The following is a 19,688-nucleotide window of genomic DNA, read 5'->3' as shown; positions in this document are numbered from 1 at the left end:
TTCATTACTAACTACTTAGAATCTAAAAAAATAGCTCCCTAACAAAAACCAGCCGGCCCAATATACCGCTCCACGGGTTTCTTTGGTACAATGAGTATATCAAAAACAATGATAGAAACTTATTTTGCAGAAGCCAAACGCAACGACGAGCTTACACTCCAAAAAAGAATTCGACAGGTCAATGATGATCCGGTTGTTTCAGGCCTGCTGCACGTAGTAAGCGGCCTGCTGGCCATCCTGGATGATAAACGGCAAATTATCAGCTTAAATGATTCTTTCTGTGCAATGCTCGGCATTCAATCTCCTGTTGAAACGCTGGGGTTACGGCCGGGAGAAGCGCTGCACTGTATCCACGCTCATGAAGGACCGGCAGGCTGCGGCACTACCAAATTCTGTTCCACCTGCGGAGCGGCCATTGCCATCGTCGCAAGCCTGACCTCTAATGAAACAGTGGAGCGCTTGTGTGCCATGGCCGTTGACAAGAATGGGCATACCACAGACATTGCCTTGAAAGTTCGGTCCCAGCCCATTGAAATTGATGGCAACAGGTTTGTTCTTTTATTTTTGCAGGACATCACCGTCGAACAACACCGTGCGGCTCTGGAGCGTACCTTTTTTCATGACATCAGTAACATGCTCACCGGGCTCCTGGGAGCAAGTGAGCTGCTGTACTATGAAAACAGTCAGTCAAACCTGGCTAAAATTATTCGCAACCTGTCTGTGCGCATGACCAAGGAACTGACTATTCAAAAATTACTGATCAACAGTGATCTGTCTGCTTACAAGCCGAAATGCGAGCCTGTTGATGCGTATGAATCCCTCAAAGAACTACAGGATTTTTTTGCCTGTCACCCGTTGGCAGAGAGCAGAAAGCTCGATATTGCACAACCACTGCATTCCTTTTCCATCACAACAGACAGATCACTACTGCTCCGAATTGTGTCCAATATGATATCCAATGCCTTAGAAGCAACCAGTAAAAACGGAAAGATAAAGATTTGGCTGAAAAAAGAGACCAACCGAGTTTCCTACTGCGTGTGGAACCAGGCAGTCATTCCACAAGACATCGGGCGCAGGATCTTCCAACGTAATTTCAGCACCAAGGATGGTGCCGGTCGAGGGGTTGGAACATATTCGATGAAACTTTTTGCAGAAGAATATCTTGGCGGTAAAGTGGACTTCTCGACCTCCAAAGAACAGGGAACGATTTTTAGACTTACCTTACCTTGTTAATACAATGACCATCCAATAACTATCCTCTTACAATACAAACACTACATATGAGCACTACACATTTTCATACCATCGTGGTCGGTTCGGGAACAGCAGCCTATTATGCTGTGGATGGCCTTGTGCGCGCAGGGCAGCAGGTTGCCATGGTTGACGAAAGGTCCTTTGGGGGTACCTGTGCCCTCAGAGGCTGCCAGCCAAAAAAATACCTGGTCAGTAATGCACAAGCGGTTGCCATGGCAAGCCAGCTGGTTGGTCAAGGAATCACAGCTGCGCCAAAAACAAATTGGGAGGCGCTGCAAAGCTTAAAAAACCAATTCCTTGAGGGCCGCTCGGAAGCCGATGTACGCCAATGGCAGAAAAAAGGGGTCACCACCTTCCATGGCCAAGCGGTCATGACCGATACAGATACCATCAAGGTCAACGATACCCACCTCCATGCCGACCATATCGTTCTTGCAACCGGGGCATTGCCAAAAAGCAGTTCGATCCCGGGGGCAGAATACATCCACGACAGTGAATATTTTCTTAACCTGCCTCATCTCCCCAAACGGTTGCTCTTTATTGGCGGTGGCTATATTTCTTTTGAATTTGCTCACATTGCCATCCGAGCCGGTGCTGAAGAGGTGATCCTCATGCATCGCTCAGCAAAGGCTTTAAAAACTTTTGAGCAGGATGGGGTCGAAGTCCTGATTGAAGCAAGCAAGGAAGCAGGCATTAAAATGCAGTTCAACCGGTTTCCCACCAAGATCACGCCTGCCGGCGAGCACTTTATTGTCCACGACTCAGAGGGGCAAACCTATGCAACAGATTGCATCATCGGTGCAACCGGCAGAATACCCAATGTGGCAGTACTGGAAGGTGACCATGGACAGGTGGCCCATGGTACAGATGGCATAGAGGTGACCCCTTACCTGCAAAGTACCTCCAACCCGAAGGTGTACGCCATCGGCGATTGTGCTGCAACCGGCCACATGCTCGCTCCGGTAGCCGATTACGAAGGCCAGATTGTTGTCGGCAACATCCTGGGTACCAACAAGACTCCCATTGATTATGCAGTGGTGCCCAGTGTTGTCTTTACCATTCCAGCTATAAGCTCGGTGGGAGTAACAGAGAAAGAGGCCATAGAACAGGGGTTGTCGTACCGCACCAATCAAGGCTCGACAAACAAATGGCCTTCATCACTGCGTATAGGTGAGCACCATGGGTATTACAAAGTCCTCATCGATACCACCAACGACCACATTCTCGGGGCACATATCGTCAGGCACAATGCCGAAGAGGTGATCAACATCTTTGCCCTGGCCATAAAACACCGAATTAAGGCACATGAGCTTGCCGAATTTATGTGGGCCTACCCCACGTACACATCAGACCTGAAATACATGGTTCGTTAAACCGGGGCACGGGCAGTCAACAAACATTCCCCTCTATAAACTGCCCAAGAGTTAATAAAGGGGAATGCGAATGCACATGAAACGGGACTTATTCGAACAAAGCCAAATATTCGCCAAGTCCTTCTTTTTCCAGATCTTCAACCGGTACAAATCGCAAAGACGCAGAGTTGATGCAGTAACGCAGCCCTGTTGGTGCAGGTCCATCCTCAAACACATGACCAAGGTGGGAGTCCGCATTCTTACTCCGCACTTCGGTACGGACCATAAAAAAGCTTCGATCCTTTTTCTCAATAACATTTTCTGCAACCAATGGTCGGGTAAAGCTTGGCCACCCTGTACCTGACTTAAATTTATCGGTTGAACTAAACAGCGGCTCTCCAGATACGATATCCACATACACCCCAGGCTGCTTATTGTCCCAGTACTGATTATTAAAGGCCGGTTCCGTACCATCTTCCTGGGTCACTTTATATTGCAGCGGAGTTAACCGTTTTTTCAAATCTTCTTCACTTATCGGCTTCATTTTTTCCTCACTCCATATTTTTTCCAAGAAAGCATCACGTCCGGAACGGGAACGGTAAAAGTTATACCTGATCGGGTTCTTTTTATAATAATCCTGATGATACTCCTCTGCCGGGTAAAACGGGGTAGCTTCCACAATCGGGGTCACAATAGGTTTACTGAAAAGCCCTCGCTCCCCAAGGAGCTTTTTGGATGCTTCAGCAAGTTGCCGCTGCTGCTGATCATAATAATAAATGGCTGTTGTATAACCGTGACCACGGTCTACAAACTGACCGCCGTCGTCTGTGGGATCCACCTGCCGCCAATAGATATCAAGGAGTTGTTTATAGTCTACCACCTTGGGATTATACCTTACCTGGACCACCTCTATATGCCCGTTTTGCATATAATTTTTATAGGTAGGGTTGGTAGTGGAGCCCCCTGAATAGCCGGACTCCACAGACAATACGCCGTCAAGCTTTTCAAACGGCTTTTCCATACACCAAAAGCAGCCCCCGGCAAACATGGCAAGGGCAACCTGGTCATTGTCGGTTGCCATACCACTCGTCTCATTGGTTTGGGCGTGGCTTCCCCAGTTTCCAGTAAACAGTAAAATTCCAATCACCAGCCCACAAATGATAGAGAGGAATGATGTTTTTTTTCTCATCTGCATATATATCTCCCTGTACATTCTCTGCTTACAATTGCGATCTTCCGGTTCGGGATCGCTACGCCCATCTTGCAAGCATAACGCTTGGTCCCTCGGATCGCTTTTTTTCACCGTCTCCAGTCGATAACGTCCTGATATATGTCCCAGTCTCTTGCAAACGTTGCTCTCTGTTCTTGGTGGTAATCAATTCCTCGTCGTACAGCACTCGATTAAGCTTCAGGTTTTCCACACCACCCTTTGGTAACATCTAAAATTCCTTTCCGCCCTTCCAGGGCAGCTTTGCCTACATTATCTCAGCCAACAACAAAGTTTGCGGTACGTACTGTTTACCCATAGAGGGTAGAGCAGGTTATTACTAATAACAATAATGCTGCCCCAACGATAAGACGACCCAAATGTATCATATTCGTAACTATTCACCCAATGGCCGACAAGAGAGCGGGAACAGGTCAGCGGAAAATGCGGATAAAATCTATACAGGCACGGGCAGTCTCTCCGGTGTCGTCGGCATCAATCATGACCGCCACTGTAGCCTCTTTGGGTGGCTCTTTGCGAAAGGCTTTACGGTAATCCGCTACAATGTCGACCGTATATGTTTGCCAGCTGCCGAGATCTTTTTCGCCCTTGCTCACCGGGATCATTTTGGCCTGATCCGTATAGGCATTGGTTATGATATCGCGTGCATCAACGCGATTGGCCCAGATATAATTAAGGGAACTGTCCGGTGGATACTCGCCATACAACAATTTGGCGATCCCATACTGTATTTGCTTGGCAAAAGAAGCTGTTTCGGCATCATAACGAAACATCACATACAGCCGAGCCGGGTAGTCATCCCCCTGCTTCGTGGTACTGTCGCCCTTGTGATAAATATTACGGACTTTCCAGCGCCACTGGAGTTTGGGATACTCATACACATTAAAGAGCTGGTCGAAAACCAGTGCCGAAGCACCACCGTCACTCTCCATATGGAGGCAGGGAACGGCATCCTCCGTTGTCAGCCGATACTCCGAGGAGACGGGGATACCGGGAAAGGTGAAAGGCTTCCATCGGGAGAGCGAGGTAAAAGATTCTTCAAAAAAAACGCTTTCTTTTCCATGCACCGTTGCCATACATCCAAAGAGCAGCATCCATACCAAGAGCAATTGCAGGCTGCATTGAAACCGGCTGGTCACAACTTCCACCCATGAAAATGCAAAAAACCGACAAAATCGTTCAAATCCGACGAATGTCGGTACCACGGCTGAAGGCTGGTATAAAAAGGATTACCGGTCAGCTCCGTATCCCCGTAATCCTTGTCCATACCCACCAAAAGGTCCAGGCTCGGCACACTGAGCAGCAGCATCTCCCACCACTTCACCGCCCCTTTGACATGGCCCTGCAAAGGCCAGTTGCCATAATAAAAACTCGTTTCACCGCCACCAGGTAAAGGAAGATGACGCAGCGATTCCAGTGGAACCTCTGGTGCAACAACAGCCTCAGCGTCGGCAAATGCATCTCCAGCCCTCACCCGCACATCCATCACCCGGTGCAGATCAGGCCGTACAAGGATTTCAAACTGTTGATCGGAAAAAATCTTGGCCAACCGCGCAGGCAGCTTTTCGCCATAGACAGACTGGGTTTCCTTTGGCCAGTCATCTGGAAATACTGCTTCATCCAACCATCCTGTGGGAACAACCGCGGCATAACAGCCGCAGGTGTGCACGGTGGTTACCAGGAGCGGTTGCATGGACTGGTTGAGTGTTATGATAACAAGCAGCCCAGGATGTTTCCCAGCGGTGAGGTGAAAAGGAAAAAGACTGTGCGGAGTTGCTTCAAAATGTATCCGGTAAACGTAATTGGTGTAGGTTGCCCGGGCTGTGGAAAATTCCCTGACAGCAGTGTACAGAGTCGGCTCTTGCCCATTAACAACCACCTGGACCTCGCCGTTCTTGTGTACAGCCTGGACAGTACCAATCCTGTTGTGCCTACGATCGGCGCCAAACAGCAGAAAAAGGGGCGGATTGCGAAACTGTTGCTGCGGCGAAGCAGTAACGACCTGTAGCCCAGTAGGATCAACTGATGCAGGAGGTACAGAAGCACATCCAGCTAGCAACAAGATACAAAAACAAAGCGCACCAAGTACACAAGCGAGAGAACCTTGACGGTTCGGCATACCTGTTGTCTCGTCCATAGGAGCACCGCAGCCTGGTCAAGTGAGTGAGAGAGTCCATGTTTTTCTCGTAACAAGAGAAAATTTATGCAGCAGATCCGCAATCGTCAACCTGTTCCTCAGAAATTCAACCACCTGCCTGGTTGAAAACAATGCCCCGCGGTACTTTCACTCACCATTATTGGTTATAGAGGCGGTCCAAGGGACTTTTTACGCCATCAATATCTCTTCGCATCACATGGGTATAGATTTCAGTCGTTTTTACATCTGCATGTCCGATTAGTTCCTGCAGAACGCGGATGTTGGTCCCATTTTCGAGTATATGCGTTGCAAAAGAGTGACGCAGAGTATGCACGGTGGCCCGCTTATCAATGCCGGATTTTTTCACTGCCGCTTTCACAGCTTTTTGGAGACCAGACTCTAAAACATGGTGCCTCCGCTCTTTACCGCTACGAGGATCAACTGAGCGTGTTTTGCTCGGAAAAACGTATTGCCATGGTGTTTCCCACCCTGCCTTTCGATATTTCTTTGCAAGTGCATTGGGCAAATACACTTCCCCAAACCCCTCTGCCAAGTCTCTTCGATGGAGTTCTTTAACCCGTTCGACGTGCTGGCGCAACTCGCCCTGTATACTGCGCGGTAAAAAGGTAACTCTATCTTTCCTTCCTTTTCCACCGCGGATAAAGAGCTTCCCCTGCCCAAAATCAAGATCTTGAATGCGCAGACGAATACACTCCATCAGCCGTATTCCCGAGCCATATATCAACTTGGCCATCAACAGATGGGTCCCCTTCATTTGTGCCAACACGTTTTGTACTTCTTCTTCTGTTAACACCGTGGGAGGATGGCGTTTACGCTTTACGCGAACCGGCGCTATGGACTGATCCAAGGGGAGGTGAAGAACGTCACGGTAGAGGAAAACCAGTGCATTTAAGGCCTGCCTTTGGGTAGAGGCCGCGACATTTTTAACGGAAGCCAAATGGGACAAAAAAGCTTCTACTTCTCGTTCCCCCATATCTTTGGGATCGCGCTCTTTGTTAAAAAAATAGATATATTGCAGAATCCACTGGCAATATGTCTTTTCCGTTGAGCGAGCGTAATGATAATATCTTAAAGTCTCGAGTACTTGATCCATCAACTGAAGCTGAGGATCTGGGATAAACTTTGGCTTGTTTTCCATAATACCTGTGATAACATCAGATTTAATGGAAATTTCGAAAGGGAAAATAATAACTGGACATGGTTTTCCACTTCGGACTCCATGATATTCAATATTATGGAAAACATGTCCAGTTATAAGGCAATATTTATGGATTTTTTCCATGTATTGCACTGTTAGCTTAAAGACAAATGACTACGTTCAACCAAGACGCATTCGATAATGGCTTTGTAAAATTTAAAGTTAATGGAAGACCCCCATCAGTTCATAGCAGATCTGAACTAAAACAGTTTTTTAAAGATACTGTACACGAAATTACTCGCCAATCTGATTTTATAATTACAGGAACATGTCATATAGCAATTGAGTATCGGTGCAATCACGTTACAAGAATAAAAAACCCCGGTATTTATGACATGGACAACATAATAAAACCGATATTAGACACTTTGGTTGGTACTGATGGTCTTCTTATAGATGATGTTTTGGTAAACAGAGTTACTGTGAATTGGCAAGATACTCAGGACGAGGAGCACTGTGAAGTTGAAATAGAATACTCCGATTTATTATATAAAAGAAAAGATGAGCTAGTTTTTCTCAAGTCCCAATCTGGCTGGTGTTTTCCTACGTCACGAAGAACTGCTGGCGAAAGAATATTTCTAGAAATTTTAGAGCAACATTTTTCTAATTGGAACTCAATATCATCAGAAGATGATTACTACGACAACATATACAATTTACCTCAACTTTCGGGGTTGCCTCATTTTACTGTTTTACCGTTTAAAACAGCGGTGCACGCCTGGTGTGAATTCAGGATATCAACAGCCGTCCCCATGATTACATCGATCATTGATGAAATTATTTGCTCCGAGAATTCTCCTGTAGATCGTATTGCATCCATGACCAGGGCCAACAGGCGCTTCATCGATTCCAGCAGGCTGATGTCGGCCACCTCATCACAACAGGCATGGAACAGGCTGCCTAGCGTCCGCGGGTCGTCATAATGCCTCTGTTCAAAAGCCAGGAAAATATATCGAGTCATGACAATGGTTGTATGTCCAATGAGGCCATCGTAGTCACGGAGTTGGACCTCACGCTCAAGGTTCAGGTGCTGCTTCGCCATCTTAAAAAACACTTCTATGTCCCAGCGTTTTCCGTATATCCTGACTATTTCCTCATCGGCAAGCTCGAGGTCAGTGCTGAGCAAGGCCAGCCATTTCCTTGTATTGCGATGACGAACAAAAACGACTTTAACCGCCGTTCCCCCTTTCATTTCTACTACAGTGCTGGCAAGGACTTTTGCCAGTCCCGGTTTTTTACGCAAACGCTTGTATAGTTCACTCAGCCGGACATGGACATTTTTGTGACAATAAAGAACGCTTTTGAGATCCTTAGCCATGCAGATTACCGGTATGTCTTTGCTCAGTCTGGCAATCAAGCCGGAAAAGCAGAACCAGCTGTCCAGCAGGAGGTAATCAGCTCGTACTCCTCTAGCCAGAACACGCTTGACCATTTCTTCCAGCAGCGCTGGTGTTTTTGTCGTAGCTTCCTTCCGGCGCTTGGAGCCACAGCATCTTTTGTCCAGCTCCTTGGTGGATTCTTGAAGCCGGTTCTTTTTTGCCACTGAGGAGCGAAGGGCGAAATCCAACGGGACAAAGCTCGCTCCATCCGACCAGCCTAACTGCAAGAGTTTAAACCCATTAAGGTAGCGCCTGCTGTTATGGTCAAAAATTCTTGCCAGGAGTTCCACCTTTTTGGAACGGCCGCGATCGTAGACGCTGTCATCAGCAATCAGAACTTTTACCCGGTCATCATTAGTCAATGCATCGTAATATCGACAAACCAATGCACTTAATTTGAGCATGAAGGTTCGCCAATTGTACTTGGGTGATGCCAACAGCTCATAGGCAGCGTCTTTGCCAAAACCAACATTATCATTGAGCACGATCCCTCGATAAAAGTTTGCTCCTTGGAAAGGAAGCATGAAGATCGCTTGAAAAATTACTAACGGTGTCGTGCCTTTGAGTTTGCGTATTCCGCTGGTATTGAGCAAAGTGCCGATCGTGAAGGTGTCAAAGAACGATGCAATTCGAGATTGCAGCTGTTTTGCCTCTTGTTGTGCTTCGAAATAACTGGTAGTTTCCATAAAAGCTCTTTCTTCCTGGTATTGTTGGTTTTTTCGCAGATCCCAATATACCAGAAAGCGAAGGGCTTTTCTATTTTTTATCCTATTTTCAGGTGGTTGCTATATATTTTCTGTCATGCGCTTCCAACCCCGAAAGTTGAGAATTTACCTTTACAGAAATTTATCTATCATGCCAAAATTCAAGGACAAGGTTATGAAATAATTAATATGCCGTAAGTTTTTCTCTTGTTTTAAGTATAAAAAAGCTAACCAAACGTTTCACCCCGTTCCGCTGCGCTCCACTGGACTCGCTGAGGTTCGTCGGTTGCCTGGACGCCCAAGATTGTAAAAACTTTTTACCAGGTGCCAGCTCTTTACTGGCTCGCCGGTGAACTACACGTTATGCTTTAAAAGCATAATCCAGAATAAATATTAATTTTTCCATTTTTTGTAAAATTATCAAAAGTAATAATTGCTATTCTATCATGAAACAGAAGAAAACATGGTTTATTGGTTTTTCCAGCAGATTGTGGGTACCAGTATCATTTGAAGGTTGTTTGGTATCTGCCTCTTTTTTTATTGGCATAATAGTAATCGGAAAGATCAATAGTGTATCAACTAATGCTTCTTTAAATATATCGCAAATAATACTAATTATACTTGAGTTTATTGTATTATTAGGTGTTTTATATTTTGTGACAAAAGGTCACGTTGATAAAAGATATTGAAATTTGTATAATTAATCGTTCGAGCTGACAAATACCACTGGCGATAATCCTTACCATTTAAAGTTTACCGGTATCCTCAAGTGGTACTTTGCCCGGCAACGCTTATCGTGGTATTTGCCGCTCAAATTCACGTTGTGCATAAGAAAACATGAGATAAAAAAAAATATGATTTGGACAATGAAAATAGTGCTATGGTCAGGATATTGTGATGAAATTAGCTGGGAATCAAAAATAGAAATAGATTCATCATCAACGCTTGATGATTTGCATTTTGCGATCCAAGAATATATTCAATTTGACAATGATCATCTTTATGAATTCTATACTTCTCGTAACGAACGTAGCTATAAAAGAACTCGATATAGTGAAGAAGATGATTTGATATATGAAACTACGTTGGAAATGCTATATCCGTTAAAAAAAGGAAATAGTCTGTTTTATTTATTTGATTATGGAGATCATTGGGTATTCAAAATCACACGAACAAGAAAAAAACCTTTTGAACCATTAGTGGGGGTGGAATATCCTATATTAATTGAAGAATCTGGCAAGAAACCAGTGCAATACTCTGGATTCGAAGAATAATTCGCACAACAAAAAGTTCGAGAGGGACGGCTTTGAGTTCGGGGCATTTTTCAAAGTTGACGGTAAAGAGAAGGAATCCTTTCTAAGAAAGTTATTCTTAGATTTCGCCGCCCCTCAACTGCACGTTATAATTTCGGAGCCAATGAAGAGAACTGAGCCCCAATTGATATAAAAACAGATCGTTACCTGATGAAAAAATATTCAAACATCCACTTCTCCTCATAAAAAACCGTATGGACAACATAACTGAAAAAATTGAATTGTGGATGGACGATCTCACCCACAATGCTTTAGAGCCAGATTCAGAGTTGAAAGCATTTTCCAAACCATTGGTTGGGTTCGCAATCGGGGACGACGAACTGTTTTACTTCATAAAAAATGATATTGGCCCAAACTTTTATTGGCATCCTAAAGATGCTTTTGAAACAGCATTTCCTGATGAAAAAGTAACACCTGGTGAACTGACTGTCATTGCATGGGTATTACCCCAAACTGAACAGACAAGGCTGGCACACAGAAAAGCTGTCGATAAACCAAGTATCGAATGGAGTAAGGCTAGGCACTACGGTGAGATAGTAAATGAAAATTTACGCCGTTATGTAGTGGACCTGTATTTACAAGCTGGCTATCAAGCTTGTGCACCTGTTTTGTTACCACAATGGACAAGAACTGAGTCGAGTAAATATGGCTTTGCTTCATCTTGGTCTGAACGCCATGCAGCCCATGTTTGCGGGCTTGGTACTTTTGGGGTCTCCGATGGCCTGATAACCCCTGTCGGAAAAGCCATTCGGGTCGGTTCTGTTATTGTAAGGAAGAGGTATACACCTACTCAAAGAACATACCAACATCACAACGAATGGTGTCTATATCATTCAACTGGAAAATGTTTAGTATGTAAGCGTAGATGCCCAACGCAAGCCATATCTACATCAGGGCATGATAAAATTCGATGTAAAGAATTTATCCGAAACGTGACTGCTGTTTATGTTGAAGAAGAGCAGTTAGGGTTCAGAGTAAATAGCTGTGGATTCTGTCAGACAAAAACTCCCTGTGAAAACCAGAACCCTACTGACAAAGTAAAACGAAAACGTTCTGCATGACGGTTTCCTGAGAAGGGGGTCGGACCAAAGCAATCAACTGTTTTGGCGCTATAAGATTCACTAAAACCCCAATTTTCCATCCTTAAAGCTCTCTTTTTCACCCCAAAAAGAACCTTCTAAAAAATTATTCTTTTACTGCAAAGCAACTAAAACAATTTTTTTATGCCAAGAGCGCACAGACACTACATCCCCGGACTCGTCTGGCACATCACCCACAGGTGCCATAAGCAAGAATTTCTGCTCCGCTTTGAAAAAGACAGGAAACGTTGGCGTCACTGGCTTTTTGAAGGAAAAAACGATACAGCTTGTGCGTACTCAACTATATCGTAACCTCTAATCATGTTCACCTTCTGGTTGTCGATACTAAAAAAAATGTTATTGCCAAGAGTCTACAGTTGATTGCAGGTAGAACCGCGCAGGAGTTTAACCAGCGCAAGAAAAGGAAAGGAGCTTTCTGGGAAGACAGGTACCATGCCACTGCAGTGGAGACAAATGCGCATCTGACAAAGTGTATGGTCTACATCGATCTCAACATGGTACGAGCAGGAGTAGTTAGCCATCCCTCTGAGTACAGGTTAGGCGGGTTCCATGAAATTCAAAACCCGCCAAAACGATACGCGGTGATTAACAGGAAGGCTCTGCTCGATCTTTTTTCCATAGGCAATCATGCGCGTTTCCAGCAAGAACATAGCTACTGGGTGGAGGCAGAATTACAAACTGATATTAAAAAAAGAAAGAGCCTTTGGAGTGAATCTCTTGCAGTCGGAAGCGAGGACTTTGTAAAGAAGATACACCAGCAACTTGGCTTACGAGCGAAGGGGCGCTCGATTGTCTCAGAGAAAGAAGGAATTGTTTTGAAGGAGGCTTCAGCCCCCTACAATAGCCTTTTTGTGGACAAAAAGAGTACGGTAAGGCCAGACAACAGCTATTTCATTGATTTAAACATCAGTAATTCAGCACGATAGCCTGGTCCGACCCGATAAGACTGAAACAGTACCTCAGAAAACTCTTGGTATTGTTACGGGTAACCGCGTTGTCAGTGAAAACACCCTTCTCCCCTCGGTCACCACATATCCCCATAACGCTGTAAGTCATTTAAAGAAATCAGAACGTGAATTTCCGGCTAATTGATTGCCGGGAACAATCACTAATGCTACAGTAATGATTTGAAATGCAGGATAAAATTTTCAATAGCGGTTCCTGATTTGTGAGTTAGTCCGTAGCGTTGCTCGCCACGGTTCGATCCATGTCAAATAAAGTGTCGAATCGCATTTTGCACGTTCGGTGATTATTGAGTAAACGTCAATTTTGAATGAAGTACTATGTCTCTACTCTGCAAAAATATTGCTTTCACCTACTCTGGAGCAGAAAATCCGATTTTTGCTGATGTGTCTTTTCACTTGTCTACACCCGGATTTCATTCGTTCTCAGGCCCTTCAGGTGTCGGAAAAACCTCTCTTGCAAAAATCATCGCCGGCGACATCACCAGTTATTCCGGCGAGGTTTCAACCAACGGCTTACAAACAATCCTCTATTCGCATAATAAGGAGCGACTCCCCGGCTGGTCCAATGTGGATAGGCACTTAAATCAGGTCATCTTGCCGTCGATGCGTTCGCAAAAGGATGAATTGATAAAAATTTTCGGCCTGTCCGACTGCATCAAATCCCGATTTGACCAACTTTCAATGGGACAACAGAACCGGGTCAACCTGATCCGTTACCTGCTTCAGGACTGTGAAGTACTGATCATGGACGAGAGCATGTCCAACGTCGACGAGTCCACCCGAGAAAACATTATTTTGGCCATCAAGGCAATGTTTCCTCATCGCTATTTTATCTATATTTCTCATAACGTTATGGAAGTTGCTAAATTCTGTGATTCCATCCTGGTCTTCCGTACCAACGGCAAGGCATCACCAGTCGTTATGATTAAAGGATGCAACATTGGAAAAGGGGAAATTCTTTCGCCCGCAGCCTTGGATGCAACCCTGCTGGAGATCATGAATGCTTCTTAGACGCGTCTTCCAGTTTTTTGTCATCTATTTCCTGTTCATCCTCGGTTTGATGGCACTGAAATACAGTTTGAATCTCTCCGATTACGTCATCCCTGCACCATCGGGTATTTTCCAGACACTGGTCGTGGAGTATCGCCAGTACAGCATCGCCACCATAAATACGATGACAGTGGCCATCATCGGCCAGATTCTTTCGGTCATCATGGCTTTTGTTATCGGAATAACAGGGCGTCAGTCTACTTGGCTTGGCTCATTTATAAAAGTCGCAGCCTATAATATTCAGGCATACCCTATTGTAGCGCTGGCGCCGATACTCTTTATCCTGCTTGGAGACGGTTTTCTTACACGGTTGCTGATAGCTGCCATGATCTGTTATTTTCCGGTATTGCTCTCCGTTTTAGGAATCATGTCAAAACCGATTGATGATATAGAACATTTTTACAGGGTCACCAACCGCATGCGATGGCAACTGGAAGTCAAGATCCGGACCTTTGAAAATTTAACTCAACTGACGACCGTCGTTGCCGGCAGCGCCACACTGGCTGTGGCCGGAACCATCGTCGCAGAATTCATCGCAGCCAATGCCGGAATCGGCTACAATATCCGCATTGCCCTCTATCAAAGCGATCTTAGCAAAATTTTGATCGCACTTTTTCTGATCGGCATCACGGTTGCCGTCTACCAGGCCCTGCTTGAGTTACTGGGAACCGCCATAAAGCGTGCCTGGACAGGAAGGTAACCCTTTGCTTACAGATATGAGGGACGTAATCAGACCTATCAAGCCAACCAAGGAACAAAGATGACACACAAAGCAAAAAGCCTCACCCTTCCTGCCTGTATATTGCTTGCCATGGTGTTGCTCGTCACGACCAGCGTCGAAGGAAAAGAAAAAGTCACCTACCGTCTGAAGTGGCTCCGTAATGTCAGCGTTATCGGTGCTTTATATGCGGAGACGCACCACTTGTTCGAGAAGGCCGGCCTTGATGTGGAAGTGAAGGCCGGTGGCCCGGAGCGGGATGCAATCCGGGAGATAGAAATGGGATACGCTGATTTTGGAGTAGCGTCCGCTGATCAGGTGCTTCGAGCCCGTGCCAAAGGATCACCAGTGGTAGTGATCGCCCAGTTGTTCCAGGTCAACCCTTTGCAATGGATGTATCGCCCTGAAGAGATGCAGATCGATAATCTTGCGGATCTGAAGGGGAAAATCATAGGCATAACATTTGGGGGTAATGATGAAACCATTATGCGAACCTCGCTGGCTAAAGCAGGTCTCAGCAAGTCGGACGTAACGCTGTTTAGCGTCCGCTATGATTATACGCCGTTTTACCGTCGTCAAGTCCAGCTCTGGCCGGTTTATCGGAATGCCCAAGGGCCGATAATCGCGGCACATCTTGATAAAGCACAGGAAAAAACTTCCTTTTTCAATCCAGCGGAGTTCGGAGTAAAATTCGTGTCCAACTCCGTAGTCACCAAATCGCAAACCTTGGAGGAAAACCCTGAACTGGTGAAACGTTTTTTAACCGCACTGCTTACAGGGTGGCAACAGGCCCTAAGTCTTGAAAATCAGGAAGAAGCAATTAAAATCCTGCTCCAATACGAAACCAATACGCCGCATTCAATTTTGGAAGAACAGCTAAAAATTACCCGCGAATTAATCCACCCTACAACCAACCTTGCTATCGGTATGATCGATGAACCTGGCTGGGAGCAAACCGAGCGTATCATGCAGGCACAGAAACTCCTTCCCATGGAGGGCGTCGATTTCAAGACTCTGTTACAACCGGTCGACGGTGTCAATGAAATCTACAGGTGAAAAGGTGAAGCAGGTGAAGGGGTCGGACTTCGGCAACTGACTGTTTTGGTGTTATGACACTCATTAGCACACCAGTTTTTTGTCCTTAGCGGCTCCTTTTTCATCTAAAAAAGAACCTTCTCAATAAGACCCAAATGCCTCGTCCCATGTGCGGTGAGTCAAGCAAAGCCAAAGACCTGCACCTTATCGTTTGGCTATACGCCCCGAAACACATCACACTTCCAGCATATCCATTTCAGCAAACCGAAAATAGCTCCACAGCAGGGCTCCCAGCCCTTCGGGTATTACGGCTAACTCTGCTTGTTGAATGGCCACGAGGTTGCCGTTTTCGGGGTCTGCAGTAAAAAAGGTAACATCGCCGTCCTGTGATACTACAATTGCAACAGATTCGGGCTGTGCATGGGCAAATCTGGCTGCAGACTGGTGTCTGGTCCCACCAAGATCCATTATGTTAACCACTCTACCGCTATCACCCTCTACCGGTTTGTAGACGCGGATGTTTGCAGGAGGAGTCTGGTTTGGGGCAAGAATGATTTTGGCGCCAAAGCAATAGACAAATCGATCAAAAGACATGGCCAACGCTCCATCCACAGCCGTCAGCCTGGCGATATGTCGACACTGCTGCTCTATTTGCTCACCCAATCTTCTCAGATTCTCCATCTCGGTAATTGGTTTATTTTTGACCAATGCGCCGAAAAAATCGGTGACGGTCGCCATTAAAGAAGGCTTTTTCGCCAAATCGTAATCATATTCAAGAAAATTTGCGCCGCCGGTATAGGGCACAGGAGTGTCGATGGAGTGTCGCCAATCCTCCGTCTCCGGAACCACCAGAAGGGTCCCTCCCCTGGAGTGCTCACGCATTCGTCTTGCTGTGGCCAAAAGCGACATAAAACGCACCAGACGCAACATTTTATCATTCTGTTGGGTTGCTGGTGATGACAACTTGGCGGTGATTTTTCCCATCAGATGAGAATGATCCACAAAGAATGCTTGATTGCCGTACAGTGCCGCCAGACTTTTTCCACCAAAGGTAATCAGCACCCTTCCCGGCCCTATGGCTTCAACGCACAGGTTGGCAAGGAGTGTATTGGCCGACCGAGTTTTAAATCCCCACACAGAAAGTTTTTCTTGTTCATCCGGCCAGACACCGATATCAGCACGTGGGTTTTCCAATGCGGCCCCCAATTTGACGAGGTTTTTCACATCAAAATTGATCGGATTTTCAAACTTAAAGGTACCGAATGCATCATCAACAGGACTAAGAACGAGTGAAACGGTCACAGCATTTCCCTCTTCAGTGGTAAAACTAGTCCAGACGGCCGCATCGATCATCTGCGAAATATGCTCCAACGAAGGAAGCAAGGCTACCTCCTTAAAAAGGCCGCCGAATATTGTCGACGGTGTGGCTGATTCGAGCAGCAACTGTATTCGCTTCCATAATTCTGCAACGAATTCAGCATTTAAGCTGTAAGTAGTATGTATCATATGAAAAAAGTAATTTCCTAACGCTTGATGAAGTTGACGCAGCTGGTGAGAGTCTCATTTTCAGTAACAATACCTGCAAAAATATTACAACCTAAATCCTGCAGAAAATGGCTCCTGGATGCTTGTTGTAGCCATTACACGTTCATCAACGCTGAGGTATTGGTATTACCGTAGGCATTTAAAGAGCCAAATACTCTTTTATCGTCTTTTTCAATTTGCCAAGGTACTTGTTCGTTATAGTGAGGATAAGGCGAGCAAGTGTAACCGATCCGCTATAGCCACATTATGTAGTCGAGCGCGGGGTACGTCCCGTTGATATATTTAAGAAGGAACCTGGGTTGCGTCTACATGGTAATTTGCTCGTTCCTTCTACTCTCCAAAGTCCTTACTAACCTTGCAATAATCTTTTTCCCTCCGAAAGGGACCAAGACCGAGCTTGCCTCCCGACAACCCATAAACGCGCTATTTACCCTATTATCGGTACTTGTTCAGCAACAGAAAAATTCAAAAATACTAAGTTGTTACCATTTATCCTTATTCTTCAACAACTCTCCTCGCTAGTTCCATAATGTCTTCACATTTTCTATGTAAATGTTCCACATACATAAAAAAGCACACAATAAGCAAGAATTGCCGGATCATATTCCTTGCTGGTGTAGCTACATGTTTGAAAACAGTTCGCGGAGTCTGACAGGCATATAATTCTCAAGCAAGAGGAAACGGGTAACACTTCATCAGCACCCGACCAGTGCAGGACAGAACAGGCAAACAAAGCATCACTCTTGTTGTCTCGCCTGCTGCATTTGGATCTCTGCAGAGCAGTTGCAGATTGTAGAGATAATAAATCAAGGAGTTCTTACCGCCGTGAATAGTTACGACGAGGTTACTTGTTATTTGCTGGATATTAACGGTGATTCCAGCAGAGAAAAAACAATCCAATAAAGGAGAAAAAAATGAAAAAATTATTAGCGGTCGGGCCGGCACTGCTGTTGGCAGGGAGCATTGCTACCGCAGCAGACACGGATAGCGAGTCAGGCATTACAATCACAGGTGATGCTCGTGCCCGTGTAATTTACAAAGACGCATATGATTTCGGCAACAGCGATGATGATGCAAGCATAACGATGGACTCGCGTGTACGTTTTGACGTAACCGGAACAGCAGCAGGCGGCGCGTATGTCGTTGGCCGTATTCGTCTTGCAGAGGAAAAATTCAACGGTGAAACCTCCTCATCTGCTGACGACAACATCTATGTCGATAAAGCATATATCGGCATTCCATTCAACGACGCCTTTACACTTGAGGCAGGTAAGTACCGCGTGAGCTACGGTAATGGTTTTATGTATGATGATATTGGGCTGGCAGGGTTCAGAGGTATTTACAACGCAGAGAATTACCGTCTTATTCCATTTTTCGAGGTGCAATCTGAAGGTCAGGAATCCGACGACGAAACGGATGTGGCTGAAGATAATGATAGCTACCGTTTTGGTTTAGCCGGTAATTACGCAATGGACGACTGGAACCTGGGTGCCGTGGCAGCATACCAGACCGATGATCGGACGGCCGTTGATCCTGCAGAAGAAGGATTTTTCGGTACTCTTTTTGGAAAATGGAAACAGGGACAGTTCGGTGTTGAAGGTGAATTCTCTTACGCAGAATCCGGGCTTGATGACTTCACAGGCACAGAGGATGGTTACGGCGGATACATTCGTGGGTTGTGGTATAAGGACGCACTGACCATGTCGTTTGATATAGGCTTCACTAAAGACGGATTTCAAGCTGATGAATACTATGGTTTTATAATGGTCGGTGGCGACCACCCGATAACCGTTGACGAAATCGGCGACACTGGTGACTGGACCTGGGCCGGACTAACCTCCACCTACGCACTTACAGATGCGTTGAGTCTTACGGGCAACATCGTCTATGTTAACATTGACGGCAATGAGGATATTGACGTTACTGACAATCGTCTTGCCAAGTATCTGGAGGTCTCAGGTGCTGTCAAGTATGCCATATCCAAAGGCTGCACCTTTTCCTGGTATGCGGGCTATCTGCAGCCCGATTACGATGGCCGCCTGGATGGTGTCGGTGTTGAAGATGATCCAGCTTTCGGCACCTATGCAAAATTTGATGTAGAATTCTAGTCCGGATTTCTCATCAATATTTTTTTTGCAGGGCAAAACATAACCCGTGCAGCAGGTAAGCGAAGACTCCGGGTAGCGAAGACTCCGGTAGTAAACTACCGCAAGTGGCTTGTAACACAGATCCTGCGGGAAATTTATTACCTCGAAGGAGGAATTTTTTGATTGAAAACGAAAAACAGACTGTTAATTGTGCAAGTATTTTTTGAGCAATAATGTCGATTAATTGAATTTGAAATCAAAAAGTTCATCAGAAATTCAGACCAGTCATTTTCAATGAAAACAAGCGGGTCTTTCCCCACGACCCGCTTCCAAGAGATTCTGAGCACAAGCGACCTTCGAACAATTTCATTTTACGCTGACTGTTTTTTGCCCCTCCAAATTCACCCACACCTCCTTGTTGAAATAAATGAACTGACCATCGGTTACGTCTCTTTTACAGCACACATTATAATAGGCTGGATACACCTCCCCAAACCCTTCAGTCAGGTCCCAAAAGGCACGCAACTCTGCAAAGTGTAGTCTGACAGTCCGGCAACAGATAAATTTTAATTATCTGTGAACCGGAATTTAAGGAACAAATA

General features: G+C 45.5%; 15 protein-coding genes and 1 pseudogene. 9 read left to right on the top strand and 7 right to left on the bottom strand.

Going from position 1 to position 19,688, the window contains the following annotated elements:
- The first annotated feature begins 108 nt into the window (after positions 1–108).
- Positions 109–1,233: a sensor histidine kinase gene (locus ACHZCY_RS17095; RefSeq protein WP_319549769.1), complete on the top strand. Its 1,125-nt coding sequence runs from the start codon at positions 109–111 to the stop codon at positions 1,231–1,233.
- Positions 1,234–1,280: 47 nt separating this feature from the next.
- The gene (locus ACHZCY_RS17090; protein ID WP_319549768.1) at positions 1,281–2,627 is read left to right on the top strand and encodes a dihydrolipoyl dehydrogenase family protein; all 1,347 of its coding nucleotides are present in this window, start codon (positions 1,281–1,283) and stop codon (positions 2,625–2,627) included.
- Positions 2,628–2,715: 88 nt separating this feature from the next.
- On the opposite strand, the gene msrB is transcribed toward ACHZCY_RS17090, so the two are convergent.
- The 6 genes from msrB to ACHZCY_RS17060 form a co-directional block, all read right to left on the bottom strand.
- Positions 2,716–3,801 (bottom strand): peptide-methionine (R)-S-oxide reductase MsrB, encoded by a 1,086-nt coding sequence (gene msrB / locus ACHZCY_RS17085; protein ID WP_319549767.1) that lies wholly within the window; start codon positions 3,799–3,801, stop codon positions 2,716–2,718.
- 55 nt (positions 3,802–3,856) lie between these two features.
- Positions 3,857–4,045, bottom strand: coding sequence for a hypothetical protein (locus ACHZCY_RS17080; RefSeq protein WP_205222674.1), 189 nt, complete (start codon positions 4,043–4,045; stop codon positions 3,857–3,859).
- Between the two features lie 202 nt (positions 4,046–4,247).
- The gene (locus ACHZCY_RS17075; RefSeq protein WP_319549766.1) at positions 4,248–4,973 is read right to left on the bottom strand and encodes a DUF3047 domain-containing protein; all 726 of its coding nucleotides are present in this window, start codon (positions 4,971–4,973) and stop codon (positions 4,248–4,250) included.
- Positions 4,970–5,971, bottom strand: coding sequence for a hypothetical protein (locus tag ACHZCY_RS17070; RefSeq protein WP_319549765.1), 1,002 nt, complete (start codon positions 5,969–5,971; stop codon positions 4,970–4,972). Before ACHZCY_RS17070 ends, ACHZCY_RS17075 begins: the two co-directional genes overlap by 4 nt.
- Positions 5,972–6,128: 157 nt before the next feature.
- Complete coding sequence (locus ACHZCY_RS17065) at positions 6,129–7,130, bottom strand: integron integrase (RefSeq protein WP_319549764.1); 1,002 nt, start codon at positions 7,128–7,130, stop codon at positions 6,129–6,131.
- 739 nt (positions 7,131–7,869) lie between these two features.
- Positions 7,870–9,255 (bottom strand): IS4 family transposase, encoded by a 1,386-nt coding sequence (locus ACHZCY_RS17060; RefSeq protein WP_319549763.1) that lies wholly within the window; start codon positions 9,253–9,255, stop codon positions 7,870–7,872.
- Between the two features lie 884 nt (positions 9,256–10,139).
- Here ACHZCY_RS17060 and ACHZCY_RS17055 point away from each other — a divergent pair.
- The 6 genes and pseudogenes from ACHZCY_RS17055 to ACHZCY_RS17030 all read left to right on the top strand — a co-directional run bounded on the left by ACHZCY_RS17055 (position 10,140) and on the right by ACHZCY_RS17030 (position 15,475).
- Positions 10,140–10,547 (top strand): IS1096 element passenger TnpR family protein, encoded by a 408-nt coding sequence (locus ACHZCY_RS17055; RefSeq protein WP_319549762.1) that lies wholly within the window; start codon positions 10,140–10,142, stop codon positions 10,545–10,547.
- Positions 10,548–10,780: 233 nt separating this feature from the next.
- Positions 10,781–11,647: a hypothetical protein gene (locus tag ACHZCY_RS17050; protein ID WP_319549761.1), complete on the top strand. Its 867-nt coding sequence runs from the start codon at positions 10,781–10,783 to the stop codon at positions 11,645–11,647.
- 162 nt (positions 11,648–11,809) lie between these two features.
- Positions 11,810–12,612 (top strand): annotated as a pseudogene (locus tag ACHZCY_RS17045) (transposase).
- 357 nt (positions 12,613–12,969) lie between these two features.
- Positions 12,970–13,662, top strand: coding sequence for an ATP-binding cassette domain-containing protein (locus ACHZCY_RS17040; RefSeq protein WP_319549759.1), 693 nt, complete (start codon positions 12,970–12,972; stop codon positions 13,660–13,662).
- On the top strand, positions 13,652–14,401 hold the full coding sequence (locus ACHZCY_RS17035; protein WP_205222665.1) for an ABC transporter permease: 750 nt from the start codon (positions 13,652–13,654) through the stop codon (positions 14,399–14,401). The genes ACHZCY_RS17040 and ACHZCY_RS17035 overlap by 11 nt, the downstream gene beginning before the upstream one ends.
- 60 nt (positions 14,402–14,461) lie before the next feature.
- Positions 14,462–15,475, top strand: coding sequence for an ABC transporter substrate-binding protein (locus ACHZCY_RS17030; RefSeq protein ID WP_205222664.1), 1,014 nt, complete (start codon positions 14,462–14,464; stop codon positions 15,473–15,475).
- A gap of 213 nt (positions 15,476–15,688) precedes the next feature.
- On the opposite strand, the gene ACHZCY_RS17025 is transcribed toward ACHZCY_RS17030, so the two are convergent.
- Complete coding sequence (locus ACHZCY_RS17025; protein WP_319549758.1) at positions 15,689–16,960, bottom strand: putative sensor domain DACNV-containing protein; 1,272 nt, start codon at positions 16,958–16,960, stop codon at positions 15,689–15,691.
- Between the two features lie 953 nt (positions 16,961–17,913).
- On the opposite strand from ACHZCY_RS17025, the gene ACHZCY_RS17020 reads away from it, so the two are divergent.
- Positions 17,914–19,107 (top strand): porin family protein, encoded by a 1,194-nt coding sequence (locus ACHZCY_RS17020; protein ID WP_319549757.1) that lies wholly within the window; start codon positions 17,914–17,916, stop codon positions 19,105–19,107.
- Positions 19,108–19,688: the final 581 nt, after the last annotated feature.

The organism is Desulfogranum marinum (assembly GCF_963675105.2).
GTDB lineage: Bacteria > Desulfobacterota > Desulfobulbia > Desulfobulbales > Desulfobulbaceae > Desulfogranum > Desulfogranum marinum.
This window is presented reverse-complemented; position numbering and strand designations above follow the sequence as displayed.